This window comes from Methylomonas methanica, from assembly GCF_001644035.1.
GTDB lineage: Bacteria > Pseudomonadota > Gammaproteobacteria > Methylococcales > Methylomonadaceae > Methylomonas > Methylomonas methanica_A.
On record NZ_LUUG01000082.1, the window covers coordinates 192,791 to 217,455 of the forward strand.

21 protein-coding genes are annotated in these 24,665 nt (G+C 53.8%); 11 read left to right on the forward strand and 10 right to left on the reverse strand.

What is annotated here, in order from left to right; genetic code table 11:
- Position 1 precedes the first annotated feature (1 nt).
- The 6 genes from rlmH to A1332_RS14975 all read left to right on the forward strand — a co-directional run bounded on the left by rlmH (position 2) and on the right by A1332_RS14975 (position 7,788).
- A complete protein-coding gene (gene rlmH, locus A1332_RS14950; RefSeq protein ID WP_064009266.1) occupies positions 2–466 on the forward strand; it encodes a 23S rRNA (pseudouridine(1915)-N(3))-methyltransferase RlmH in 465 nt (154 codons plus the stop codon).
- A 4-nt stretch (positions 467–470) separates the two neighbouring features.
- Entirely contained in the window at positions 471–1,046 is a 576-nt protein-coding gene (locus tag A1332_RS14955) for a Maf family protein (RefSeq protein WP_064009267.1), read from the forward strand.
- A complete protein-coding gene (gene rng / locus A1332_RS14960) occupies positions 1,043–2,500 on the forward strand; it encodes a ribonuclease G (RefSeq protein WP_064009268.1) in 1,458 nt (485 codons plus the stop codon). The genes A1332_RS14955 and rng overlap by 4 nt, the downstream gene beginning before the upstream one ends.
- Before the next feature lie 9 nt (positions 2,501–2,509).
- Complete coding sequence (locus A1332_RS14965) at positions 2,510–6,313, forward strand: YhdP family protein (protein WP_064009269.1); 3,804 nt, start codon at positions 2,510–2,512, stop codon at positions 6,311–6,313.
- A gap of 69 nt (positions 6,314–6,382) precedes the next feature.
- Positions 6,383–7,201 carry a carbon-nitrogen hydrolase family protein gene (locus tag A1332_RS14970; RefSeq protein WP_064009270.1) on the forward strand — a complete coding sequence of 273 codons (819 nt, stop codon included), beginning with the start codon at positions 6,383–6,385 and terminating at the stop codon, positions 7,199–7,201.
- Between the two features lie 5 nt (positions 7,202–7,206).
- Positions 7,207–7,788 carry an outer membrane protein assembly factor BamC gene (locus tag A1332_RS14975; RefSeq protein ID WP_064009271.1) on the forward strand — a complete coding sequence of 194 codons (582 nt, stop codon included), beginning with the start codon at positions 7,207–7,209 and terminating at the stop codon, positions 7,786–7,788.
- Positions 7,789–7,803: 15 nt separating this feature from the next.
- Here the strand turns inward: A1332_RS14975 and moaC are convergent, their stop codons facing one another.
- A complete protein-coding gene (moaC, locus tag A1332_RS14980; protein ID WP_064009272.1) occupies positions 7,804–8,292 on the reverse strand; it encodes a cyclic pyranopterin monophosphate synthase MoaC in 489 nt (162 codons plus the stop codon).
- 53 nt (positions 8,293–8,345) lie between these two features.
- Here moaC and A1332_RS14985 point away from each other — a divergent pair, with 53 nt between their 5' ends.
- Positions 8,346–8,579, forward strand: a complete 234-nt coding sequence (locus tag A1332_RS14985) for a MoaD/ThiS family protein (RefSeq protein WP_064009273.1) — start codon at positions 8,346–8,348, stop codon at positions 8,577–8,579.
- Positions 8,580–8,583: 4 nt separating this feature from the next.
- A complete protein-coding gene (locus A1332_RS14990) occupies positions 8,584–9,039 on the forward strand; it encodes a molybdenum cofactor biosynthesis protein MoaE (protein WP_064009274.1) in 456 nt (151 codons plus the stop codon).
- Positions 9,040–9,044: 5 nt separating this feature from the next.
- Here the strand turns inward: A1332_RS14990 and A1332_RS14995 are convergent, their stop codons facing one another.
- From A1332_RS14995 to trxA, 5 genes are all read right to left on the reverse strand, one after another.
- Complete coding sequence (locus A1332_RS14995) at positions 9,045–9,305, reverse strand: hypothetical protein (RefSeq protein ID WP_157204020.1); 261 nt, start codon at positions 9,303–9,305, stop codon at positions 9,045–9,047.
- Between the two features lie 134 nt (positions 9,306–9,439).
- The gene (locus A1332_RS15000; protein WP_082879708.1) at positions 9,440–10,543 is read right to left on the reverse strand and encodes a glycoside hydrolase family 5 protein; all 1,104 of its coding nucleotides are present in this window, start codon (positions 10,541–10,543) and stop codon (positions 9,440–9,442) included.
- A 39-nt stretch (positions 10,544–10,582) separates the two neighbouring features.
- Complete coding sequence (locus A1332_RS15005) at positions 10,583–12,253, reverse strand: ABC transporter ATP-binding protein/permease (RefSeq protein ID WP_064009277.1); 1,671 nt, start codon at positions 12,251–12,253, stop codon at positions 10,583–10,585.
- Between the two features lie 237 nt (positions 12,254–12,490).
- On the reverse strand, positions 12,491–13,747 hold the full coding sequence (gene rho, locus A1332_RS15010) for a transcription termination factor Rho (protein WP_020483996.1): 1,257 nt from the start codon (positions 13,745–13,747) through the stop codon (positions 12,491–12,493).
- A gap of 173 nt (positions 13,748–13,920) precedes the next feature.
- Positions 13,921–14,247: a thioredoxin TrxA gene (trxA, locus tag A1332_RS15015; protein WP_064009313.1), complete on the reverse strand. Its 327-nt coding sequence runs from the start codon at positions 14,245–14,247 to the stop codon at positions 13,921–13,923.
- Positions 14,248–14,348: 101 nt separating this feature from the next.
- Between trxA and rhlB the strand changes: the two genes are divergently transcribed.
- Positions 14,349–15,692 (forward strand): ATP-dependent RNA helicase RhlB, encoded by a 1,344-nt coding sequence (gene rhlB, locus A1332_RS15020; protein ID WP_064009278.1) that lies wholly within the window; start codon positions 14,349–14,351, stop codon positions 15,690–15,692.
- Here rhlB and yrfG read toward each other — a convergent pair.
- Positions 15,631–16,287, reverse strand: a complete 657-nt coding sequence (gene yrfG / locus A1332_RS15025) for a GMP/IMP nucleotidase (RefSeq protein ID WP_064009279.1) — start codon at positions 16,285–16,287, stop codon at positions 15,631–15,633. The two genes, rhlB and yrfG, sit on opposite strands and share 62 nt — an antisense overlap.
- Positions 16,288–16,464: 177 nt before the next feature.
- Here yrfG and A1332_RS15030 point away from each other — a divergent pair, with 177 nt between their 5' ends.
- Both A1332_RS15030 and nudE read left to right on the forward strand, forming a co-directional pair.
- Entirely contained in the window at positions 16,465–17,976 is a 1,512-nt protein-coding gene (locus A1332_RS15030) for a methyl-accepting chemotaxis protein (protein ID WP_064009280.1), read from the forward strand.
- Positions 17,977–18,058: 82 nt separating this feature from the next.
- Positions 18,059–18,610, forward strand: coding sequence for an ADP compounds hydrolase NudE (nudE, locus tag A1332_RS15035; RefSeq protein ID WP_064009314.1), 552 nt, complete (start codon positions 18,059–18,061; stop codon positions 18,608–18,610).
- A gap of 20 nt (positions 18,611–18,630) precedes the next feature.
- On the opposite strand, the gene A1332_RS15040 is transcribed toward nudE, so the two are convergent.
- Genes A1332_RS15040 through A1332_RS15050 form a run of 3 tightly spaced genes read right to left on the reverse strand, consistent with a single transcriptional unit; the run spans position 18,631 to position 24,597 of the window.
- Positions 18,631–20,319: a BatD family protein gene (locus tag A1332_RS15040; RefSeq protein WP_231890308.1), complete on the reverse strand. Its 1,689-nt coding sequence runs from the start codon at positions 20,317–20,319 to the stop codon at positions 18,631–18,633.
- Positions 20,320–20,331: 12 nt separating this feature from the next.
- A complete protein-coding gene (locus A1332_RS15045; RefSeq protein ID WP_064009282.1) occupies positions 20,332–23,457 on the reverse strand; it encodes an efflux RND transporter permease subunit in 3,126 nt (1,041 codons plus the stop codon).
- 3 nt (positions 23,458–23,460) lie between these two features.
- Positions 23,461–24,597: an efflux RND transporter periplasmic adaptor subunit gene (locus A1332_RS15050; protein ID WP_231890309.1), complete on the reverse strand. Its 1,137-nt coding sequence runs from the start codon at positions 24,595–24,597 to the stop codon at positions 23,461–23,463.
- Positions 24,598–24,665: the final 68 nt, after the last annotated feature.

Genomic DNA, 24,665 nt, shown 5'->3' on the forward strand with positions numbered 1-24,665 from the left:
CATGCAAATACACATGATCGCCGTTGGCAACAAAATGCCGGACTGGGTACAGCAAGGTTATAATGAATACACCAAGCGGCTGCCGCGTGAATGCGAATTGCTGTTAAAGGAAATCGCCCCGGACAAGCGCCGTAGCGGCGACATTGCCCGGATAACCAAGGACGAAGGAGAACGCATGATAGCGGCATTGCCCAGCCGGGCGCACGTGGTGACGCTGGACATTCCCGGCAAGCCCTGGACCACGCCGAATCTGGCGCAAGCGCTGCAACGTTGGCTAGGCAACGGTCAGCCGGTCGCGTTGATGATAGGCGGGCCGGAAGGCTTATCCCAGCAAGTACGCGACCTGGCCCAGGAATCCTGGAGTTTATCGCCGCTGACTTTTCCGCATCCCTTGGTTCGAGTGATTGTCGCTGAACAAATCTACCGGGCTTGGAGTCTGCTGAATAACCACCCTTATCATCGTTAAGCGCATGCACCCACAACTAATCCTGGCATCCGCCTCGCCGCGCCGCAGCGAATTGCTCAAGCAAATCGGCATCCGTCACAGTATCATGGCGGTCGATATCGACGAAACACCGTGGCCGGGCGAAGCACCCGCCGCTTACGTCGAGCGGGTAGCTGCGGAAAAATCCGCGCTCTGTCTGGCATCGACCGCTACCGATTTACCGGTACTGGCCGCAGATACCAGCGTGATTTGCGACGGCCGCATCCTGGGTAAACCCGACGATTTGCAGCATGCGATTGAAATGCTCAGTCATTTGTCGGGACGCAAGCATCAAGTGTATAGCGCGGTATCCTTACGTGGTGAGCAACACTGGCAGGCGCTTAGCGTCAGCGAAGTGCGCTTCCGGCCCTTGAGCCATCAGGAAATCGTCGCTTATTGGCAAACCGGGGAACCTCACGACAAGGCTGGAGCCTATGCAATTCAAGGCTTGGCCAGCGTGTTTATCGAATCGATCACCGGCAGCTTTTCCGGCGTGATGGGCTTACCGCTATTCGAAACCGCGCAATTATTAAGCCTAGCAGGCATAGACATCATCCCATGAGCGAAGAAATATTAATCAACGTCACGCCGCCGGAAACGAGAGTAGCGGTGATCGAAAACGGCGTACTGCAAGAACTGATTATCGAGCGGGTGCGGCAAAAAGGCTTGGTCGGCAACATTTACAAAGGCGAGGTGTGCCGGGTGTTGCCGGGCATGCAGGCGGCCTTTGTCGATATTGGTTTGGAAAAAGCGGCGTTTTTACATTTATCCGATTTCAGCAGCAAGGAGCTGGCCGAAAAAGCCTCGGAAAATATCGAGCACTATCTAAAGGAAGGCCAAAAACTGGTGGTACAAGTCACCAAAGATCCGCTCGGCAACAAGGGCGCGCGACTGACCACCGACATTTCCATTCCCTCCCGCTATCAGGTTTATATGCCTTATGCCGGCAACTCCGGCGTGTCGCAACGCATCGAATGCGAATCCGAGCGCACCCGCTTGCGGGCCTGCATCGAAGCTTATCAGCAAAAACACCAAGTACCGGGCGGCTTCATTGCCCGCACCGCAGCTGAGTGCGTGGAAGACGTGATTCTGTATTCCGACATGACTTTTCTGCACAAACTCTGGGAATCCATCCTGGAAAAAAGCAGTAAAACCAAGGTCAAAACCTTGATCCATGAAGACCTGCCGCTCAGCATCCGTACCTTACGGGATTTGTACAAAGACGGCATTGAAAAAATCCGCGTCGATTCCAAAGAAACATTCCTGAAACTGGTTGAATTTGCCGAAACCTTCGTCCCGGAAATCGTCTCGGTGATCGAGCATTACTCCGGCGAGCGGCCAGTGTTCGACATTTACAACGTCGAGGACGAGATCAGCAAGGCGCTGGACCGCAAGGTCAAACTCAAATCCGGCGGCCATCTGGTGTTCGACCAGACCGAATCGATGACCACGGTGGACGTCAACACCGGCGGTTACGTCGGCGGCCGCAATCTGGAAGAAACCATCTTCAAGACCAATCTGGAAGCGGCGCAGACCATTTCCCGCCAGCTGCGGCTGCGGAATCTGGGCGGCATCATCATTATCGATTTCATCGATATGCAAAGCGAGGATCACAAAAAACAAGTGCTGACCGCCTTGCAGCGCAACTTGGATAAAGACCACGCCAAAACCAAAATTACCGAAGTATCCGCGCTGGGCCTGGTGGAAATGACCCGCAAACGCACGCGGGAAAGTCTGGAACACATCCTCTGCGAACCTTGCTCGACCTGCGGCGGACGTGGCGTCCTGAAAACCCCGGAATCGATTTGTCTGGAAGTTTTTCGGGAAATTATTCGGGTGGTCAGGCAATACAATGTCCAACAAATCTTGGTATTGGCGTCCGAGCAAGTCGTGGAAATGCTGCTCGACGAAGAAGCCGATATGTTGGCGGAGCTGGAAATGTTCTTGAAAGTCGGCATCAAAATCCGCGCCGAAGCCGAATACAATCAGGAGCACTACGACGTGGTGTTGTTATAGGCGGCTATTTTGGTTATTCACCACGTCACCCGGGCCACCCGACACCTGCTGTTCTGGTCGCTGATCGCGATAGCCCTCGTCTTGAGCGCGGTACGGGTTTTTTTGATCGATATTGCCGATTACCGCATAGCACTGGAACAAAAAGTCCGCGAGACCACCGGCATTCCGCTGCATATCGGCAAACTGGGCGCGAATATGCGCGGCTTCAGCCCGGAATTATTACTGCGGGAAATCGCTATCGAAGGCACCGAAGCCGGAGCGAAGCCGGCTATCCGCCTGCAAGAAGTGCGGATCGGCATCGATTTACTGGAATGGTTATTAACCCAGGACCCCATGGCCGCCAGTTGGGTGACTCTGGTGGGCGCCAAACTGGACATTCTGCGTAACGAGGACGGCAGCCTCAGCATCAAAGGCCTGCAAAGCAGCGACGAGCAACCGCTATGGCTGTTACAGGGCGGCAAATACGAGATTCTGCAAAGCCAGGTGACGTGGCAGGATCTGAAGCGGCATCGCCCGCCGGTGACGGTCGAACACTTCGATTTGCTGATCAAAAACCACTATCTGGATCAAAGCCACGAGATCCATCTGCTCAGCAGCTTGCCGGAGCAATATGGCGATAGCTTGCGCATTTCCGCACGGCTTAACGGCAACATCTTTCAGGCCAACGCGATTAACGGCCAAATTTACGTGGAAGGCAGCAATCTGCAAGGGCCGGCTTGGCTGATCGAGGATTTACCGCTGGGCTTGCATTTGGAATCCGGCTCCGGCGATATGCGGATCTGGAGCCAATGGCGCGACTCCATGCCTTACCAAGTCAGCGGTTATCTGCAAGGCCAACAGATTAAACTCGCCAGACAGCAAGGTAAAACCCTGCAATTGGACACCTTCGAAGGCAATCTGGGTTGGACCGAGCACGATGGCCGGCAACGTTGGAGCGCTTACGACGTCAATGTCTTCGCAAATCATCAGCGCTGGCGGGATGGTGAGGTCTATCTACAGCAGGACGCGCAAGGCAATCTGAGCGGCGTGATCAAGCAATTGAATTTGCAAGCCTTGATGCATGTGATACCGCCGTTTCTGCCAGCCGAGCAAGCTGATTTGGGTAAATGGCTGCAACTCAATCCGCGCGGCAATTTGCGAGACCTGTCGTTTTACGCTGACGGCAACAGGCAACGCTATGCGCTTAATGGACATTTCAGCCAGCTTGGTAACGATGCCCAAGGCGACCTGCCGCAAATACAGGAACTGAGCGGCTCTATTATTGCCGGCGACCAGGGCGGGCAATTGATATTCGATAGCGCAAACGCCAAGTTCAACGCGCCGCAAATGTTTAGGAGTAGCCTGGACGTCCCGCGCTTACAAGGCCGAGTCGACTGGCGGCAAACCGACACCGACTGGCAAATCTCCAGCGAAAATCTGCAACTGGACAGCGTGGCCTTCCAGACACAAACCAAGCTGCAACTCAGCATCCCAAAGAATAACGACAGTGCGGTTATCGATATGCGCACCCGCTTCGGCAATTTCAAAGACATCAGTAAAGTGCCGCAATACCTGCCGGCCAAAATCATGGGTAAGGATGCGGTCGCCTGGCTGGACGATGCCTTTATCGGCGGGCATATCGACAAGGGCGAAATGCTGTTGAACGGCAAATTGGCGGACTTTCCGTTCAGCAACGGTCCCGGCCGGTTTGAAGTGGTATTTGCGATAGACGACGGCGAAATCCAGTTCAACGCCTTATGGCCGCATTTGCGCGCGGTGCATGCCGACGTACAATTCCTCGGCGCGGATCTGAAAGTGGCCATCAATGGTGGCCACAGCGAAAACGTCGATATCAATCAAGCCGTTGTTTCGATTCCGGATCTGGCCAATAGCGATTATGTTTACGTGCTGGGCCAGGTGCAAAGCAAGCTACCGCACAGTTTGCAGTATCTGCAAAAAACCCCGTTACGCGCCAAAATCGATCCGCTAGCCAAAGTGTTGGCCCCGGATGGCAATACCCAGGTCGATCTTGATCTGAAAATCGCTTACTACGAAACGCTGCCGACTACCGTCAAAGTTGACGCCCATTTGGATAAGGCCCGAGTGCTGGTCAAGCCGGTCGATCTTGCCGTTAACGACATCAGCGGCGTACTGCGCTTTACTGAAGACAGGGTCAGCAGCACCCGCCTGGAAGGCAGTACCCTGGGTTATCCGATACACGCAGTGCTACAAAGCGATACCAGTGCCACGCAAATCCTGATAGACGGCACGACCGACATCAAGCGCCTGGAAAAGCAATTCAGCTTCCTGAAAAACCAGGTTGCCGACGGTAGCTTCAACTATCAAACCGTATTGACGCTGCCTTACGACGCAGGCCTGCCGTCTACCCTGAGCATAAACAGCAATTTGCAGGGCGTAACGATCAACACGCAAGACGCACTGGCCAAATCGGCCGATCAAGAACAGGCGTTGAATCTGCAATTTACCCTCGAAAACAGCAGCGCATATTTGCCATTAAAAGTTGCTTACGGCAAAGAGCTGAACGCTGCATTGTTGATCGACGGCAAACAAGATCAGCTGCATTCCGGGCATATCGTCTTCGGTCAGGAACAGGCCGAGTTTTTCGAACCGGCGGGTTTGAAATTGCAAATTCGGCAGCCGCAGTTCAAATTATCCGATGCGCTCGCCGCATTCTCCGATACCGAAACTCAGCAACGCTTGCCGGCGTTAAAAGAAGTTATTCTGGATACCGAGCAATTGATTTGGCAGGGCCAGAACATCGGCGCGCTGAAATGCCGGCTCCAGCATCTGAATCAGGCTTGGCAAGCCACGTTGGACAGCCCGATGGCACGCGGCAAGTTGACCTTGCCCGATCAACGCGGCGGCGCCAATATTATCAAGCTACAAATGGATTACCTGAATTTATCGGCGATGGACGGCCTGAATTTCGACGCCGCGGAAGAAGTGGTCACCGACTTGCCCTTAATCGACATCGACAGCAAACAGCTGCTATGGCGCGGCGTGGATTTGGGCAGCTTAAAACTGAATACCGAGCGGCTGATCAACGGCATTCACTTCAAACATGTGCAACTGGCCAGCGTTGCCGGCACCATCGATTTCAGCGCGGACTGGATCAAACTGGTCGGCGGCAGCTCCACACAATTGACCGGCAAGCTGAACATGAACGGTTTCGGCTTATTCTTGTCGCAGCTGGGTTTTACCGACGATTTAAGAGGCACGCATGCCGAAATCAATTTCAACGGCGGTTGGCGCGGCGCCCCGCAACAGTTCGCAACAGCCAACCTGACCGGGCAAATGCAGCTCAAATTCAGCGACGGCCGCATTTCCAGCATCGAGCCGGGCTTCGGCCGCTTGCTGGGCTTGATCGCCATGGAACAATGGGCCAAACGCTTGAGTCTGGACTTTACCGACGTCTACCGACAGGGCCTAGCCTTTGATCAGATTACCGGCGACTTCAAAATCAGCAACGGCTTGGCCTATACCGACAATTTATTGATCGACGCAGTATCGGCGAAACTCAGCATAGCCGGCACCGCAGACCTCGTGAAAAAGACCATGGATCACCGCGTTGCGGTCGTGCCCAAGAGTTCCGGGGCTGTACCGATTGCTGGTACAATCGTTGGCGGTATCGCTGCCGTCATTACCCAAGTGGTGACGGACGATTACAAAGAAGGTTATTTTTTCGGCTCGCAATACAAACTTGCCGGGCCTTGGGGCAATGTCGAAGTGACGCCGCTACACGATCAAGACGGCTTGGTGCAAAAAGCCTGGCGCGGCTTAACCGGCGGCTGGCTGGAGTCACTGAGCAAATGAGCGGCTCTGCCGAGCGAACTTCCCCCAGCAGTTAAAACTATCGAAAACAATTAAAATCAGGGACACCTCATGACCATATGTGCCGCCATCCAGATGGCCTCCGGACCGCAAGTCAGCGCCAATTTGCTAGAAGCCGAGAAGCAGATCGCCGAAGCCGTGAAAGCCGGCGCGAAACTGGTGGCGTTACCGGAAAATTTCGCCATCATGGGCATGAACGAATACGACAAAGTTAAAGTCAGCGAACAGGATGGCACCGGCCCCATCCAGGATTTTCTGGCCGCCACCGCGAAAAAATACGGCGTCTGGGTGATAGGCGGCACGATGCCGATGCAGGCCACCGCCCCCAACAAAGTCCGCGCGGCCTGTTTGATTTACAACGAGCAAGGCGACCGGGTCGCCCGCTACGACAAGGTGCATTTATTCGACGTCAGCGTGCCGGATACCGCCGAGGAATACCGCGAATCCGACTCGGTGGAAGCCGGCGACGCGTCTTGCGTGATCGATACCCCATTCGGCCGTCTCGGCGTAGCGGTTTGCTACGATTTGCGTTTCCCGGAATTTTTCCGGCCGATGACCCGGCAAGGCCTGGATATATTGGTCATTCCTTCCGCATTTACCGCCAAAACCGGCGCCGCGCACTGGGAAGTGTTATTGCGAGCCCGCGCGATCGAAAACCTCTGCTACGTCATTGCACCCAATCAAGGCGGCTTTCATATGAACGGCCGGCAAACCTACGGCCACAGCATGGTGATCGATCCTTGGGGCGTGGTGCTGGATTGTTATAAAACCGGCCCTGGCTTCGTCAGCGCCGAAATCGATAAAAGCCGCCTGGAAAAAACCCGCCTGTCTTTCCCGGTGCTGGAACATAGACGCTTTTTTTGCGAGTGAGCCTTATGCTGTTGAGAACGCTGACTTACGGCCTGCCTTGCCTGTTGCTGACGGCTTGCGCGGATGCACCGGACAAATACCGCGACACCCATCACCTGGAACTGCCGCCGGTTTTGCCGATAGAACACACCAATCCGCAGCCTGCGGTAGCCGTCGACGATTTGAAACCCAAATCGGCTCTGGCCGATTTGATGGCGTTTACCGACGACGGCGGCAAGCCCGTGCTTACCTTGAAAACCCGCCCCGACCGGGCTTGGGAAATGGTCGCCACTGCACTGAAAATCAGCAATATCGAAGTACTGGATAAAAGCCAGGAAGATCAACGCTTTCAGGTGCGTTATGACCCCGACACCAGCGGCAAGGATGTCGGCTTGTTACGCTCTTTATTCAATAATAATTACGACGAAGCCGAGTACACAATCAAGCTGAAAGAAGAGCGCCGCGGCTTAACCGTCAACGCCAGCCTGACAAAATCGGACGACTTGGAGTTTGGAGAAGATGGCTCGGCAGAGCTGATACGACTGCTGCACAAAGCCATAGACGAAAAAATCATCAACCGCGAGCCTGACAAGAAAGCCGACGATTAAGCGGGAAGGACCAAATTAAGCCTCGTCCCGTTGCCAATGCCCGGACTTACCGCCGCTTTTTTCCAGCAAGCGCACCCCTTGAATCGTCATGCCGCGATCAACCGCCTTGCACATGTCATAAATAGTCAGCAAGGCAATCTGGGTCGCGGTGAGGGCTTCCATTTCCACGCCGGTTTGGCCGGTGGTCTTCACGGTCGTTTGACAATAGACACGACTCAAGTCGGTTTGGGCTTGCAGGCTAAGCTCGACATGACTGATCGGCAAAGGGTGGCATAAGGGAATCAACTCGGCGGTTTTTTTACTGGCCATGATACCGGCTATGCGGGCAATTCCCAGCACGTCGCCCTTCTTGTGGCTGCCGGCCGCAATCAGCGCCAAGGTTTCCGGCTGCATCTCGATGTACCCCTCGCAAACCGCCTGACGTTGGGTGATGGCCTTATCCCCGACATCCACCATATGGGCTTCTCCGGCGGCATTAAAATGAGTGAGCGGCGAATTGGACATGGCATACTAGGCAAGTAGAATCAGCCAAGCATTGTATTACCGGGTGAATAAAGATGTCGATTAAAGTGCTTTACTTTGCAAGCTTGAAGGACCGCGTTGGCCGTAGCGGCGACGAACTAAATATAGAGGCCCCGCTGTCGGTACTCGAGGTTTGGCAACGGGTCAATCCAAACATGAACATACCCGATACGCTGTTGGCGGCGGTCAATATGGAGTATGTCGGGCTGGAGGCCGAAGTTAACGACGGCGACGACGTAGCGTTTTTCCCACCGGTCACCGGAGGTTGAAATTATGACCATCAAACTCTGCGCCGAGATTTTCGACCCCTGGCAGGAGCTGGCCGATTTTCAAGCCCAAGCTGCCGACATGGCAGGCAAATACGGGGCCACCGGCATCTTTGTCGGCACCATGCGCGACTTTAATCAAGGCGACGAGGTGCGCGGCATGTACCTGGAACATTATCCGGGTATGACCGAAAAGCAATTGCAGCGCATTGTCGAACAAGCGCAAGGCCGTTGGCAGTTGTTAGACGTGTTGCTGATCCATCGCATCGGTCAGATATCGCCCAACGATACGCTAGTGCTGGTGGCGGTGTGGTCCGCGCATCGCGGCGACGCTTTCGACGCCAGCCGCTTCATTATGGAAAACTTGAAAAGTCAGGCGCCGTTTTGGAAACGGGAAACCTTGGAATCCGGGCAAATCCGCTGGGTGGAAAAAAACAGTAACGGCTATCTAAAGAAACCGTGATGCTGTTAAGACTGGCGCAAATTACCGGTGGAATTTGTGTCCGCAGCATAATTTACCGTCGGCATTTCACCCAATGAATGGGCTTGCAGCTGCTGTTGCAGTTCGGCAATTTGCTGATTGGCTTGAGTAACCTGCTGTTTCAATTCACTTATGGTTTCATGCAGATATTCGAAGTGAACTTGAAAATAGCGGGCCGACGGGAAGCAGGCATCCAAGGCTTCCGGCGACATTTTGTCCAATTTGGTTCGAGATCGTCTTGTTTTCATATTACACCTAATCATCATTCTCGGCTAAAACATACCCATCCGGCATGATTGCTATGATGCTGTTAATAGTAAGACGTTCCAGAACGCAAATCCCCCACTTAAAATACTAAATATTTTCGCAAGCGCTCCAAGCGTCAAGCAAACTTGCCCGGCAACCAGCCACGCTCGACACATTCCCGAAAATTCCATTGCGGCATATTCTCAGTTTTATAGCTCCAGAAAAACCAGCCCAAATACTTTTCGAACACGGTCAACTGGGCGGCCGCGTAGCCGCGACAAACGATATCGAATTGAAAGTCGTCCATCTGCTTCTGGACGTGATCGAAAGGCCCGTCGGCCCAAAGCGTCGCCAGTTTTGCATCCAAACCCAAGCTCCATTCGCCGACGTAGGTCGGCAAACCCAGGCCGCCGATGATCTCATCGGCTTCGGTCTTCCAGTCGCAAACAACTTTTTGCAGATGCCGATAAATATCCCTGTCGATATCGTCCTGCACAAAACATTGATACCGGTGTATATCGAAGATCACATTGCCATGCTCGGGCGACTGTAAAAAGCCCGCGTATTCGCGAAATGACCGGAAGCCATCATGAAATACTACCGCCACCCGTTCGGCCGGACAATGGCGGCGTATACGCCAATACGCGGCGCTGGTGTAACGTTTCAACAATTCCGTATCCACATCCCAGCGCGGCTCGTTTAAGACCTCAATCCCATGCAAGGCCCGGCGCTCGCCGTAGCGCCGCGCCAATCGCTCCAGAGTTTCCAGGGAATAGTCGATATAGGTGTCTTGGGTATGCCACTCGCAGACATCCTGGATGCCGCCATTATCGAAACCGTTCTGACAGCCGGGCGCGGCATGCAGGTCGACAACTACCTTTAAACCAAACTCTTCGGCCCAATCGAACGCACGATCAAGCACCTCAACGCCGCCATCGACAAAGGGGTGCCGCACCGTGCCGAAACTATGATGATAAGGGTAATCGGCCGCGAACAGCCAGTAGCCAACCGGGATGCGCACCGCGTTGATCCCGACTTGCGCCAACCAGGCAAAGTCGGCGCGGGTGATGAATGTTTGCCAATGCTGCTGCAAACGCGTTTCGGCGTCGCGGCCCAATTCGACGCACCAACTGGTTTCGTCCCTGGCATTCAGCCCGGCAAACAAACTGGGAGTCATCCATTTTTCTAAAACCAACCAACCGCCCAAATTGACCCCGCGCAGCTTGTTAGCAGACATCATGACAACTCCCGACAACGACGCCCTAGAGCACGTTACCCGTTAACAGAGGGTAATCCGCCGTTTGTACAAGGCCTGTATATTGGGCTGTTTGGTGATGGTCAGCACAGCTGAATCTGAGAGCCTTTTATGAATCAGATTAACCATATCCACTTCACCTTCAGGGTCGAGCGAATCGAAGGCTTCCTGCATCAATATCCATTTAGGTTTGTGCAACAACAGTCTAACTAGGCCCAAGCGTTGTTTCTGTTCGCGCTCGAGATTCTTTTCCCAATCGGCGACCTGATCGAGCTGCTCTTTCAACTCTTTAACCCCAGCCAGCTCGAGAGTATTTTCCAAGACCTGCTGATCGAAAACGGATGCGTCGGAAGGGTAGCAAATTGACGCGCGCAGAGTGCCGGTCGGTAGATACGGACGCGGCGGCATAAAGAACATGGTTTCATCGTCCGGCAATTCTACAGAACCCTCGCCCCATGGCCAGAGCCCGGCAATCGCCTTGAACAGCTTATTACCGGAAAACGCATTACCGGCAATCAACACCCGCTCTCCGGCCCTGATTTCTTCGTTGAGGGTGGACACGCAAACGATTCGGTCCAAACGCGAAATGCATAAATCGCGAAACGCCAATACGGATTTGTCACTTTTAACCAACCGAATCCGATAGGGATCGGGTTTGGCGATTTCCCGCTCCAATTGTTCTAAAGCCTTGCTCAATCCTAATACCCGCTCAACTGAAGCGCGCCATTCCGCAACCTTGCCCATGTTGTCCACCGGCCATGATAAAGCCGCGACCATTTGTTGGAAAGCCTGCGCGGATTGCATCAACGCACCCAGACTGATAGTACCCAGGATGAAGCGCGGTGCGGACACCAGAATAGGGAATGCCATAGACAATATGGAATAACCAGAGCTGAACATGGTGATACGCTGCCAGGCATGGGTTTGCTGATTCCAGGCATCGACAATATTTCCGAATAAGCGGTGAAAATGCGGATTCTCATGGCGCTCGCCGTGGATCAAGGCAATGGCTTGCGCATTCTCGCGGGCTTTGACCAACGCGAAGCGGAAATTGGCTTCGACGGTCTGTCTATTATCGGTAGCCATGGTGAGCGGCTTACCGATCCACCAACCCAGCGTGGATGCGCTAGCGGCGTAAATCAGCGCCAACCACACCAAATGCCCTTGGATGGGAATTTCGACCAAACCCAGATTTACCGTTACTGTCCCCGACAAGGTCCAGAGTATCTCGGTAAAACTGGTCAGCAACAGTACGCAGTAGAAGAAAGTGTGCAACAGATCTATTGCATATTCAGTGGAAATACGAACATCTTCAGCGATCCGACCATCGGGATTATCATGCTGGCCCGGCAAGTGCGTCACCAGATAATGCCGGCCGTCACGCATCCATTGACCGATCAATTTGTCGGTTAGCCAGCCCCGCCAGCTCAATTGCAAACGACGTTTGACGACCAAATGGGTGGCCGTAATCGCCATATTCGCGATAAAAATCAAGACGATCAATCCAACTTGGGTAAACAGCCTCGACATCGAGCGCTGTTCCAGGGCATCGAATAAATCCGCGCTCCACTCGGTAATAATCACCGAGACCGCAATTTGCGCCACTGTCAACGCGACCAAAAACGCCGATAAGGTGCGGATGGTAGTCTTATTTTCGGAGCACCAGAAAGGGCCCGCCAATCGGACGAATTGCATAAAAAATTTGCTGGTTGTTCGCAAGGCCGTACTCCTCGTTTAAGGTCGTCGCGCAATATAACAAAATTAATCGCATCGATAACCATCAAATGTGTTGCTGCGCGGCTACCTGCGCCTCAGACTGAGGATAGGCTTTTGTGTTTTATGGATAAAACTGGGGAAGTAAAACAGGATTGGAGATTGTTTGGCTAACTTGCGACGAGCGATGCGTATCGCTCGTCGGCCGGAGTTTGGTACTTATCGTTTCATAGACTCGAAGAACGCGGCGTTGGTTTTAAAGTCTTTGAGTTTGCCTAACAAAAACTCGGATGCGGCCAATTCGTCCATCGGTTGCAGGATTTTGCGCAAAATCCAGGTTTTTTGCAGTTCGTCAGGATCAACCAGATATTCTTCGCGGCGGGTGCCGGAGCGATTGATATTAATGGCCGGATAGATCCGTTTTTCAGCGATTTTCCGCTCCAGATGCAGTTCCATGTTACCGGTACCTTTGAACTCTTCGAAGATCACCTCGTCCATCCGTGAGCCGGTTTCCACCAGTGCGGTGGCGATGATGGTCAAACTGCCGCCTTCTTCGATATTCCGCGCCGCACCGAAAAAGCGTTTGGGTTTTTCCAGCGCATTGGCGTCAACACCGCCGGACAACAATTTGCCGGAAGACGGCACTACCATGTTGTACGCGCGGGCCAGACGGGTAATCGAGTCTAACAGGATAACCACGTCGTGCTTGTGCTCCACCATTCTGCGGGCTTTTTCGATCACCATATCGGCTACTTGCACGTGGCGGGTGGCCGGTTCGTCGAAGGTACTGGAAACCACTTCGCCGCGCACGCAACGCTCCATCTCGGTCACCTCTTCCGGACGCTCGTCGATCAGCAACACGATCAGATAACATTCGGGATTATTCTCTGCAATTGCGTGGGCGATGCTTTGCATGATCATGGTTTTACCGGCTTTCGGCGGCGAAACGATCAGGCCGCGCTGGCCCTTACCTATAGGGGCAATCAAATCGATGATGCGGGCGGTTAAATCTTCGCTGGTACCGTTGCCTTGTTCCAAACGAAAACGTTTGTTGGCAAACAGCGGCGTCAGGTTGGAAAAGGAAATCTTGTTTTTGGATTGCTCGGGGGATTCGAAGTTGATGCTTTCCACCTTCAACATCGCGAAATAACGTTCGCCTTCCTTGGGTGGGCGGATTTTGCCGCTGACTGTGTCGCCGGTGCGTAATCCAAAGCGTCTGATCTGACTGGGCGATACATAAATGTCGTCCGGTCCCGCCAAATAAGAACAACCGGGGGTTCTTAAAAAACCGAATCCGTCCGCCAGTATCTCCAAAACCCCATCGCCAAAAATATCTTCACCGCTCTTCGCCTGTTTCTTCAAAATCGCAAAAATCAATTCCTGCTTTCGGGCTCTGTCGATATTTTCCAGGCCCAAAGACTCGGCAATTGCAATGATTTCAGTGACTTGTTTAAGTTTTAACTCGGTAAGATTCATGTTGATTAAGGGAAATGAAAGAAATGCAAAACAGCAGAGTGCTGTTTACAGCGGAAGGTAGTTGTTGGATTAATTAAGGACGTTCAGATGCGAAGAAGCAAGCGGAGAAAATTCTAGCGCAATAACCGGACTTATCAAAAACATTTTTAATAAATCCGGTGATTCGGCTTGATTTAGATGTTGCTATCGATAAACGCAGCCAATTGGGATTTGGTTAAGGCGCCAACTTTAGTCGCTTCCACTTCGCCGCCCTTGAAAAGCATCAAAGTCGGAATGCCACGCACACCGTAGTGCTGAGGCGTTTTGGGGTTTTCGTCGATATTCAGCTTGGCAACAGTGAGTTTGCCTTGATACTCGGATGCAATTTCATCCAAAACCGGGGCAATCATTTTGCACGGACCACACCATTCTGCCCAATAATCGACCAATACCGGCGTACCGGCTTTCAACACAGTTTCATTAAAATCAGCGTCTGATACATGAAGGACTAGGTCGCTCACGCCATTCTCCATTAGTTTACAAAGTCAAGACTATAGTTTCGCGGCGCTTTAATTGTCAATCGATTTCAACCGCGCGGCTTTTTAGTTTATTCTATCGGGCTATGAAGAAAACACATTTAACGGAAACGCGTTTTAGCAATTTGGAGCTGTCCGACTCCATCATTAAAGGTCTGAAAGAAGCAGGATTCATCAACTGCACGCCCATTCAGGATAAGTCCTTGCCCTTGTCATTGCGGGGCAAAGACATTGCCGGCCAAGCCCAAACCGGCACCGGCAAAACCGCCACGTTCCTACTAGCGACCTTTCAGCATCTGATCAACGACGAAAGCGAAAAAATCAAAAACCCGCGCGCGCTGATTCTGGCACCAACTCGAGAGCTGGCGATTCAGATTCATAAAGATGCACTGGCCTTGAGCAAGTATCTGAACCTGAAGTTTGCCTTGATCTACGGCGGCACGGACTACCAAAAGCAGCTGGATAAAATCAAAGGCAATGTCGACATCATTATCGGCACACCGGGCCGGATTATCGATTTTTACCGGCAGGGCGCCTTCACGCTGGATAACATTCAAGTCACCGTGATGGACGAAGCCGACCGCATGTTCGATCTGGGCTTTATCAAGGACATCCGCTTCTTGCTGCGCCGCATGCCGCCGGCGGAAAAGCGCCTGAATATGCTGTTCTCGGCCACACTGTCTTATAAAGTGACCGAACTAGCTTACGAGCACATGAACAACCCGGTGCTGATTCGCATCGAATCCGAGGAAGTGACATCCAAAGCCATCAACCAGGTGGCTTACTGTCCGGCCAACGAACAAAAAATCCCGCTATTGCTGGGCTTGCTAAAACAGCATCAACCGCAGCGCAGCATTGTCTTCGTCAATACCAAACGTTGCGCCGAACAGCTGGACGATTATCTGCAAGCCAACGGCCACAAAACCGCGATGCTCAGCGGCGACGTGCCGCAGGAAAAGCGCCAGCGTCTGCTCAACGACTTCCAGGAAAATCGGGTGACGCTGTTGATTGCTACCGACGTCGCGGCGCGCGGCCTGCATATTCCCGATGTCTCGCATGTGTTCAATTACGACTTGCCGCAGGACGTTGAAGATTACGTGCACCGGATTGGCCGTACCGCGCGATTCGGTGCCAGCGGCGAGGCTATCAGTTTTATTTGCGAAGAATACGCGTATTCGATGCCGGACATCGAGGATTACATCGGCGAGAAAGTGCCGGTGCAAACCATTACGCCGGAATTGATGGTAGAAGACGTGATCAAACCCGAACGCCGCGAACCGCGCGAACGGGTCATGATGCAGCGCGACAAACGCCCGCCGCGTTCAGAGCACAAACCCAGGGAGCACCGGCCACCGCGCCCCGCAACTGCTACAAACCAGGCATCAACGCCCGAAAATCCTCCACCGCCGCAAACTCAGCAACCTGCTTAACCGGGCGTCGACTATCCGGCTTGCTGATCGACACCAGATGAGCAATGCCGAAAGTCCGGGCGGACGTCAGCACCGCAACACTATCGTCTACCAGCAGCGTTCTGTCCTTTTCAAACAGATGTTTGTCTTGCAGGATTTGCCAAAAACCTTGCTGCTCCTTGGCAAAACCAAAATCGTGCGACGAAACGATTTCGTCGAAAAACCCATGCAGACAGGTTTTTTCCATTTTCAGATTCAAGCTGTCGCGGTGCGCGTTCGTCACCAGCAATAAACGCTTGCCACTGGCTCGCACCGCATCCAAAAACTCGGTGACATGTGGATGCACGGCAATCAAGCCTGCCAACTCCTGCTTCAGCCCGGCGATATTCAAGGCTAATTCCTGAGTCCAATAATCCAGGCAATACCATTCCAGTTTGCCTTCCATCGCCTTGAAACGCGGCGCCAACTGCTGTTTGGCGTCCTCAAGCGATAGGCTGTGCAGTTCGGCAAAGCGCAAGGGTACAAACTCCTGCCAAAAATGATTATCGAAATTCAAATCCAGCAAAGTGCCGTCCATATCCAACAGTACGGTATCGATTTGTTTCCAGTCGAGCATTTCAATTTATCCTTATCATTCAATAGCTCTTGTCGTTCCCGAACACAGCCTAAATTAGTTTTTTATTCTAACCGGAAAATCGCCAAGTTCAGCTAGGCTTGATGTCTATAAGAAAAAGGATTAAAAGCTTTTATATCTGTTTTGTTCCGGCTTCAGCCGTCGAAAGGAGTTAAATTCATGAGTACAATGAAAGTGCGAACCCGTTTAGGATTGGGATTCAGTGGTGTCCTACTGTTATTGGCCATGATTGCCGGCATCAGCATCAACGGTATGAACGACCTGCTGTCCAACATCGACAATATGGTCAACGATAAATTTCCGAAAACGGTCTGGGCCAATAATGTCATCGACAATATCAATATTATCGCGCGCTCGATGCGCAACACCCTGATTGTCAAAGACCAAGCCACCATCGACAAGGAACTTAGCCGTATCCAAGACGCGCGTCGAGCTATTAAGGAAAACCTGGATAAACTCGACGAGAGCATTACCAGCGCGGAAGGTAAATCCGTACTCAAAAAAGTGCTGGATGCCCGTACACCTTACATTGCTGCCCAGGATCAGTTCATCAAACTCGCCGGCGCAGGCAAGCAGGCGGAAGCTGCGGATTTCCTGCTGTCCCAAGTTAGAAAATTGCAAACTAGTTATATCGATGCGGTCAATTTACTAATCGAGTTTCAAACCAAGCTAATGAAACAATCCGGAGTAGAAGCCAAGGAAACGGTTAACCAAAGCGTGAACTTGATTACCGCACTGGCGCTAATTTCCGTGGTGATTGGAGGCGTTGCCGGCTATCTGATCACTAAAAGCTTAATGACGCAGCTTGGCGGAGAACCCAGCTATGCCGCCGAAGCGGTCAATACCATGGCCGCCGGCGACCTTTCCGTGGCGATAGAACTGCGGGAAGGCGACAGCAGCAGTTTGCTGTACGATTTAAAAAGCATGCGCGACCAGCTCAGTAACGTCGTTCAGCAAGTTCTCGGCAACGCCGACGTATTAAGCTCGGCGTCCAAGGAAGTCAGCGCTACCGCGCAATCGATCAGTCAGGCCACCACCGAGCAAGCGGCCAGTGTCGAAGAAACCACCAGCTCCATCGAACAACTCAGCGCTTCGGTGCAACAAAATACCGAAAACGCTCACGTTACCGAACAGATGGCCGGCAAATCCGCCAGCGAGGCCAAACAAGGCGGGGAAGCGGTGATCGAAACCGTCAATGCTATGAAACACATCGCCAAAAAAATCGGGCTGATCGAAGACATCGCCTACAAAACCAATTTGCTGTCTTTAAACGCGGCAATCGAAGCCGCTTCCGCCGGCGAACACGGTAAAGGCTTTGCCGTAGTGGCGGCGGAAGTCCGTAAACTGGCGGAAAGCAGCCGCACCACGGCGGCGGAAATCAACGAACTGGCGTCCAACAGCGTATCGATTGCGGAAAAAGCCGGCGTATTGATCGGCCATGTGTTGCCGGATATCGTTAAAACCGCAGACCTGGTGCAAGAGATCAATGCAGCGTCAGCAGAACAAGCCAGCGGTATCAAACAAATCAGCGAGGCCATGCGTCAGCTGGACAGAGTAACCCAACAAAACGCGGCCGCCTCGGAAGAAATGGCGGCAACCGCCGAAGAATTGAACGGGCAAGCCGAACAACTGCAAAACGTGGTTGGATTTTTCAAGTTAGCCAACAGTTAGAATTGCTTTCGCGCCGATCTTGGCATTGAAAGCAAATCCACTTCAGCAACCAATCAGCAACCAAGTTGTAGAACCTGAGCCGATGCCCAACAGACCGAAAATCCTGAAACAAACCGTCATCGCCCAAACCCGGCAATTCTGCATCGAAGCCCTGGACCTGGAATTTAGTAACGGCGAGCGCCGCCAATACGAGCGCCTGGCCCGCAGCGCCTCGCATGGCGCGGTGCTGATTGTGCCGATGCTGGACCCCGACACCGTGCTGCTGGTTCGGGAATACGCCGCCGGCATCCATCGTTACGAACTGGGCTTACCCAAAGGCAAGCTGGATGCCGGCGAGGACATGCTGGACGCCGCCAATCGGGAATTGAAAGAAGAAATCGGTTACGGCGCCGCCAAATTACGCCATTTGCACCGCGTATCCCTGGCGCCGGCCTATTTGGAACACACGATAGATATTATTCTCGCCGAAGAACTGTATCCGGAAAAACTGGTCGGCGACGAACCGGAAGAGCTGCAAGTGGTGCCTTGGCCGCTGAATAGTATCGATACCTTGTTAGCCAGCGGCGAATGCAGTGAAGCCCGCTCGATTGCCGCGTTATATATGGCCTTGGCGCATCTGAACGGCCGCGACTGAGTCTGTCTCAGCTTCTAACCTTAGATCTTGAACAAGGGCTCCAAACCATCGCCGTTTTTCCCATCGCTGCTGACCGCTGTTGGTTTAGCGGAAAACGCCTGCCACAGATTTTGCCCCTGCCAATCCCGATTCTGCCCGGAATATAACAAGCGATTCAATGCCAAAATCTCTTCGCGGAGCGCCTCGGCACAATAGGCTGCAATTGCGCCCAAACTCTCCGCGCCGAACTCGGCCTTACCCCATTGCAGCAAGGCCTGCTTGGCGGCCTGCGGGTTATTTTCCCAACAAGCGCGTTTCAGCGTCTTTTCCATGGCGGTTTCCGGCACCTGCTCAACGCGCTTGCCCGTTGACACTTTGGCGGACGGGCGGCGATACCAGACGACGATAGTCAGCAACCAGCACAGTGCCAAAGTCGCCGATACAGCTTGCCAAAAGCGGGTGTCGCTGCTGCTGGTAACAGTAATCGGCGATGTGGGCACTTGGCTGGTTGCCGGCTCTTGCGGCACGGTCGCCGCAGCGGGGGGCGCGGACGCGTGCACATCTTCAGCGCTGGCCAAAGCTTTTAGCTTGACGCTGGGCAGGTGGGCGGTTTCCATTTTCTGCGTTTTGGTGTTGAACCAGGCAATATCCAGCGCCGGCAAGGTGTATTCGCCGGGCTTGGAGGGAATGAAGGCGATTTTTTCCTCGCGTAGTGCGGTTAAGCCGTCGCTTTCCTTATCTTCCTTCAGCACCGGTTGGTCGGGATAGGTTTTGATGCCGTCGATAGCGGTTTTATCGAGCAGTTCCGGCAACTGGCCAACCGTAGCACCTTTTGCGCTCAGCGTGAGGGTGCGCGTCAAAGGCTCGCCGACTTTGGTCTGCAAGCCCGCATCGGACCAGGTTTCGCTGAGCGTTACAGATTCAGCACTCAACCAGTTCGGGCCTTTAAAGCTGGCCGGCACCGCTTGCACGTTTAAGGTGATGGCTTTGGAGGCCACCCGGCGGGTTTCTGTATCGGGCCGGTTGAAAAAACCGTTAAAACGCGGCTGGCGTTGATTGCTCATGTATTCGGCGTTCAAGATCAACGGCGCAATGGTAAACACGCCGCTTTGCTGCGGAAAAATCGCATATTTGCGTTCGGTCACCCAATAATCCACGCCCTTGATCTGGGTGGCGTAAGTACTGTCCTCGCCCAGCTTTTCGACCAGCGCATCCTTGATCTCCGGCTCGCTAAGACTGGCCTGAGTAATCTGTACCTTGCGGAACAACTTCAGCGTGTACAGCACCTGCGACTGCACGTATGGTTGCTCAGGCGTGGCAGCCACTTCCAGAAATATGTCGTCGTTGCCTTGCGGAGCGGCGGTATTTTCATTCACGACCAGTTTCAAGGGCTTACTGCTATCGGCACCGAAGGCAATCGGCGGAATGAACAACTCTCCGGCTTGTTTGGCCATTGCCCGGACTATCCATTGTTCGCTGCGGCTGCTTTTGCCGTTCACCCACGAGGAGTTGCTGCTGCGCTGCTGACTGAGAATTTCGAAATTCTCCTGCAAGGGCGCGAAATCGGGGTTGCCATCCGGATCTTCACTGGCCGTGAAGGTAATCTGAAACGATTCGTTAAGGCCGACCGGATTGCGATCAACCGCCACTTGAATCTCCGCCGCCTGTATCGCGGTGCTCAACAGCATTAACAGGCCATACAACAGCCACGCGCAATAATGTCTATGCATACAATTGCTCATTTACTTCATCGAGAAAGGTTTATGTATATCGCGGCGATCGTCGAACCAACCGTATAACACCGGCAATACCACCAGCGTCAGCAGCGTGGAACTGATCAAGCCGCCTATCACCACGATAGCCAGGGGCTTTTGCACTTCGGAACCGGGACCGATAGCAAATAAGAACGGCACCAGACCCAGCAAGGCCACCGTGGCGGTCATCATCACCGGCCGGAAGCGCTGTTCGCAGCCACGCCGAATCGCATATTCCAGGCTCAGGCCGCTTTCCCGCTGGGAACGGATATACGATACCAACACCACGCCATTCAGCACCGCTATGCCCCACAAGGCGATGAATCCCACCGAAGCCGGTACCGACAGGTATTCGCCGCTGAGAAACAGCGTGATGATGCCGCCAATGGACGCAAACGGCAGTACCAGAATAATCAACGCGGCGAAGCGTAGCGATTTAAACAACATAAACAGCAAAAAGAAAATCGCCGCAATAGTAACCGGGATGATCATCTGCAAATGCCCCAAAGCCCGTTCCATATTCTGGAATTGGCCGCCCCATTGCAAATAATAGCCTTCCGGCAATTGCACCTTGTCTGCCACGGCTTTTTGCAATTCGGCCACGAAACCGCCCAAATCCCGGTCGCGAACATTAATACCCACCACGATGCGGCGTTTACCCATTTCCCTGCTGATCAAGGCCGGACCGTCGTTTAAGGTGATGTTGCTGACATCGCCCAGCGGCACGCGCGCGCCGTTCGCGGACGTCAGCATCAACGCATCGATGGCGCCGATATTGTTCCGAAATTGCTCGGGCAAACGCACCGCCGCCGAAAAGCGCCGTTCGCCCTGATAAATCTCGGTCGCTACCTTGCCGGCTATCGCGGTTTCTATGACATCGTGAATGTCCGCTGCATTCAAACCGTGGCGGGCGATGGCTTGCCTATCGACGGTGATATTCAAATATTGCTGACCGGTCAGGCGCTCGACCCGAATATCGCGGGCACCGTTTACGCTGTTGGCAACGCCGGCAATATCGTCCGCCAGCCGTTTCAGTTCAGCCAAATCGTCACCGAAGACTTTCACCGCTACGTCGGAGCGCACACCGGTTACCATTTCGTCCACCCGGTCGGAAATCGGCTGGGCCATCACCACCTGCATGCCGGGCAGGTTTTCGGTGAGTTTCGCGCTCATCGCATCGGCGATGTCGTCTTGATTCCAGCCTTTCGGCCATTCTTCCCGCGGCTTCAACGTAACGATGGGGGTCGATTCGTTTTGCGCTTGCGGATCGGCCGGACTTTCGCCGCGACCCACGCCGCTGACCACGGTTTTCACGCCGGGAATTTCCATCACCATTTTCATCGCCTGCATTTCCACATTGATACTTTCCTCAAGCGAAATGTTCGGCATCCGGTTGATGCCCGGCACGATAGAACCTTCCTTCATTTCCGGAATGAACGACGTGCCCAGCAAAGGCAACAAGGCTAGTGTCGCTGCGAACACGCCGACCGCGCCACCCACCACCTTCAGCCGATTGGCCATCGCCCAATCCAGCATACGTAGATAAATCCGTTTAATGAAGGCAATCAGCTTAGTGTCGTGTTCGCCGTCGTGTCCCTCCAGTAAAAAGGCGCACAATACCGGCGACAAAGTCAGCGACAGCACCAGCGAAACCAATAAGGCAATCGCGATGGTATACGCCAGCGGTGCGAACATCTTGCCTTCCATGCCTTGCAGAGTCATCAGCGGTAAAAACACCAGCACGATAATGCCGACGCCAAACAACACCGGCGTCGCCACTTCCTGGGCGGCAGTCATCACTACTTTCACCCGGCTGGTGGCGCGGCCCTTGCGTTCGCCGAGCAGTCGAAACGCGTTTTCCACTACCACCACCGAGCCGTCCACCATTAAACCAATCGCAATCGCCAAGCCGCCCAGTGACATCAAATTGGCGGAAAGACCGAGCTGATTCATTGCGATAAACGTCACCAAGGGCGTCACGATCAAGGTACTGACCACGATCAAGCTGGAGCGCACATCGCCCAGAAACAGAAACAAGACGATCACCACCAATACGATGCCTTCCAGCAGAACCTTGGTCACGGTATGCAAGGCCGCATCGACCAGGTCGCTACGGTCGTAATAGGAGATAATTTTCAGGCCATGCGGCAGCATGCCTTTCGCGTTGATTTCCGCCACTCGTGCCTTGATGCGGCCCACCACTTCCTTGGCATTACCGCCGCGCAGCATCATCACAATACCCCCGACCGCCTCGGTATAGCCGTTCTTCAGCACTGCACCCGCCCGAACTTCATGGCCGATTTTGACTTCGGCAACATCGTGCATATGCACCGGCACGGCGTTTTCTTCCTTCAAGACGATATTGCCGATGTCTTTGACGTCGTTAATCAAGCCAACGCCGCGAATCAGATACTGCTCGGCATAATGCGGCAGCACGCCGCCGCCGCTGTTGGCGTTATTTCTGGCCAGGGCTTCGAATACCTCATTCAAGGAAATCCGATAATGATGCAAGCGGTTGGGATTGACCAACACCTGGTATTGCTTGACATAGCCGCCCTGGGAATTGATTTCCGCAACGCCGGGAATCCCGCGCAGCAGCGGCCGCACTACCCAATCCTGCGCTTCGCGGCGTTGCTGCAATTCTTCCTGGGTCAAGGCCCGCTGGCCGTCGTCGTCGCGTTCCAAGGTGTATTGATAGACCTCACCCAAGCCGGTGGAGACCGGCCCCAATACCGGATTGACGCCTTCCGGCATCTGCTGTTTCACCTCGATCAGCCGTTCCATCACCAATTGCCGGGCAAAATACACTTCGGTGCTGTCGGTGAAAATCAAGGTAATCAAGGACAGGCCGTTTTTGTTCATGGAGCGCATTTCTTCCAGGCCGGGCAGGCCGGCCATCGCTATTTCCAAGGGCACGGTGACCAGACGTTCGACTTCGTCCGGCGAGCGGCCGGTGGCTTCGGTGGCGATTTGTACCTGGATATTGGTGACATCCGGGAAGGCATCCACCGACAACTGCTGTACGGCACGCACACCAAAGAGCGTGACCGCCACCGCCAGCACTGCCACCAGAACGCGCTGATGCAGAGCGGCGGCTATAAGGCTATTAATCATGCTCTACTCCAAGGTGCTGCGCAGGCGTTCGTTATTCAAATGAAACGCGCCGCCCACGACAATTTTTTCACCGGCTTTCAAACCTTCCAGCAACGGCCGTTTCTGGGCTTCTTCGCGACCCAGCCGCACCGGACGCAATTCAAAACGTGCTGACCCGGTGTCGACAAACACAAAATCCCTATCATTTTCCCTAACCACTGCCTGACTGGGCACGATCAAGGTCTGCGAACCGGGCTTGCTGATTTTCAAGGTGGCCAGCATTTGCGGCTTGAACAGGCGATGCGGATTGGCCAAGGCCATCCGCACCGTCACCGTGCGGGTGTCTGAATCGACCATATCGGCAACATAAATCAGCTTGCCGCTAACTTCCTGCCCCGGCAGCGCCGGCACCTCGGCGAAAGCTTGATCGCCTTGCCGCGCCCAATGCGCTTGTTGCTCGGGAATTTCCGCCACCAGCCACAGCTGCGACAAGTCCGCAACGGTATACAAGCTGTCCGCCGGCTGCACCACCTGGCCGATGGCGACGTTGCGCTCGATCACTACCCCATCGATGCTGGCTGTGACCGGCGAGAAAGAATGAATGCTGCGTTGTTTGTCCAGGCGCTTTAAATCGGCTTCGCTCATGCCCATCACCCGCAACTGATCGCTGGCGGCGCGTAAATCCACATCCGCTTCGGTCAACACGCTCTGCCGCTCCTGAAACTCGGCCTCCGCGATCACGCCGCTTTCCAGCAAGCGCTCGGCGCGCTTGACGGTAATCCGGCGTAAATTGACTTGCGACGCGGCTTTTAAATAGTCCGACTGCGCTTTACCCAGCTCGGTGCTGTTCAATAGCGCCAGGCGTTCGCCCTTTTTCACGGCTTGGCCGAGCATGGCATCGATTTCGGTAATCCGCCCGGTAACCGAGGCGCCTATCCGCGCGACCCTATGCTGATCCAATTCCACCCTGGCCGAAAGATTCAGCGATTCGCCGACTTCGCCGGGTTTAACCTCGGCGATGCTCAGCAGCTTTAATAAGGCGGGGGAGGCTTCCAGGACCGGTTTCAAATCGGCGCCAAGGGCGGGTAAGGCAAAACTCAGCAAAAACAGCGCTGCCATAAACGGCGAATAGCGAAATGGAGTCTGGAGCGTGGGTGTCATGGTCTTTCCTTTAAGCAAAATAATCTTTTTCAAACAATTAACTAATAACGGACTATGCCCGATGCAAG

Coding starts and splice junctions, on each gene's coding strand:
- A1332_RS14955 (WP_064009267.1), top strand. CDS start 471: ATGCACCCACAACTAATCCTGGCATCCGCCTCGCCGCGCCGCAGCGAA.
- A1332_RS14995 (WP_157204020.1), bottom strand. CDS start 9,305: ATGAAAACAAGACGATCTCGAACCAAATTGGACAAAATGTCGCCGGAA.
- moaC (WP_064009272.1), bottom strand. CDS start 8,292: ATGTCCAATTCGCCGCTCACTCATTTTAATGCCGCCGGAGAAGCCCAT.
- A1332_RS15040 (WP_231890308.1), bottom strand. CDS start 20,319: ATGCATAGACATTATTGCGCGTGGCTGTTGTATGGCCTGTTAATGCTG.
- A1332_RS14990 (WP_064009274.1), top strand. CDS start 8,584: ATGACCATCAAACTCTGCGCCGAGATTTTCGACCCCTGGCAGGAGCTG.
- nudE (WP_064009314.1), top strand. CDS start 18,059: ATGCCCAACAGACCGAAAATCCTGAAACAAACCGTCATCGCCCAAACC.
- A1332_RS15000 (WP_082879708.1), bottom strand. CDS start 10,543: ATGATGTCTGCTAACAAGCTGCGCGGGGTCAATTTGGGCGGTTGGTTG.
- A1332_RS15030 (WP_064009280.1), top strand. CDS start 16,465: ATGAGTACAATGAAAGTGCGAACCCGTTTAGGATTGGGATTCAGTGGT.
- rho (WP_020483996.1), bottom strand. CDS start 13,747: ATGAATCTTACCGAGTTAAAACTTAAACAAGTCACTGAAATCATTGCA.
- rlmH (WP_064009266.1), top strand. CDS start 2: ATGCAAATACACATGATCGCCGTTGGCAACAAAATGCCGGACTGGGTA.
- yrfG (WP_064009279.1), bottom strand. CDS start 16,287: ATGCTCGACTGGAAACAAATCGATACCGTACTGTTGGATATGGACGGC.
- rhlB (WP_064009278.1), top strand. CDS start 14,349: ATGAAGAAAACACATTTAACGGAAACGCGTTTTAGCAATTTGGAGCTG.
- A1332_RS15005 (WP_064009277.1), bottom strand. CDS start 12,253: ATGCAATTCGTCCGATTGGCGGGCCCTTTCTGGTGCTCCGAAAATAAG.
- rng (WP_064009268.1), top strand. CDS start 1,043: ATGAGCGAAGAAATATTAATCAACGTCACGCCGCCGGAAACGAGAGTA.
- A1332_RS14985 (WP_064009273.1), top strand. CDS start 8,346: ATGTCGATTAAAGTGCTTTACTTTGCAAGCTTGAAGGACCGCGTTGGC.
- A1332_RS15050 (WP_231890309.1), bottom strand. CDS start 24,597: ATGACACCCACGCTCCAGACTCCATTTCGCTATTCGCCGTTTATGGCA.
- A1332_RS14975 (WP_064009271.1), top strand. CDS start 7,207: ATGCTGTTGAGAACGCTGACTTACGGCCTGCCTTGCCTGTTGCTGACG.
- A1332_RS14970 (WP_064009270.1), top strand. CDS start 6,383: ATGACCATATGTGCCGCCATCCAGATGGCCTCCGGACCGCAAGTCAGC.
- A1332_RS15045 (WP_064009282.1), bottom strand. CDS start 23,457: ATGATTAATAGCCTTATAGCCGCCGCTCTGCATCAGCGCGTTCTGGTG.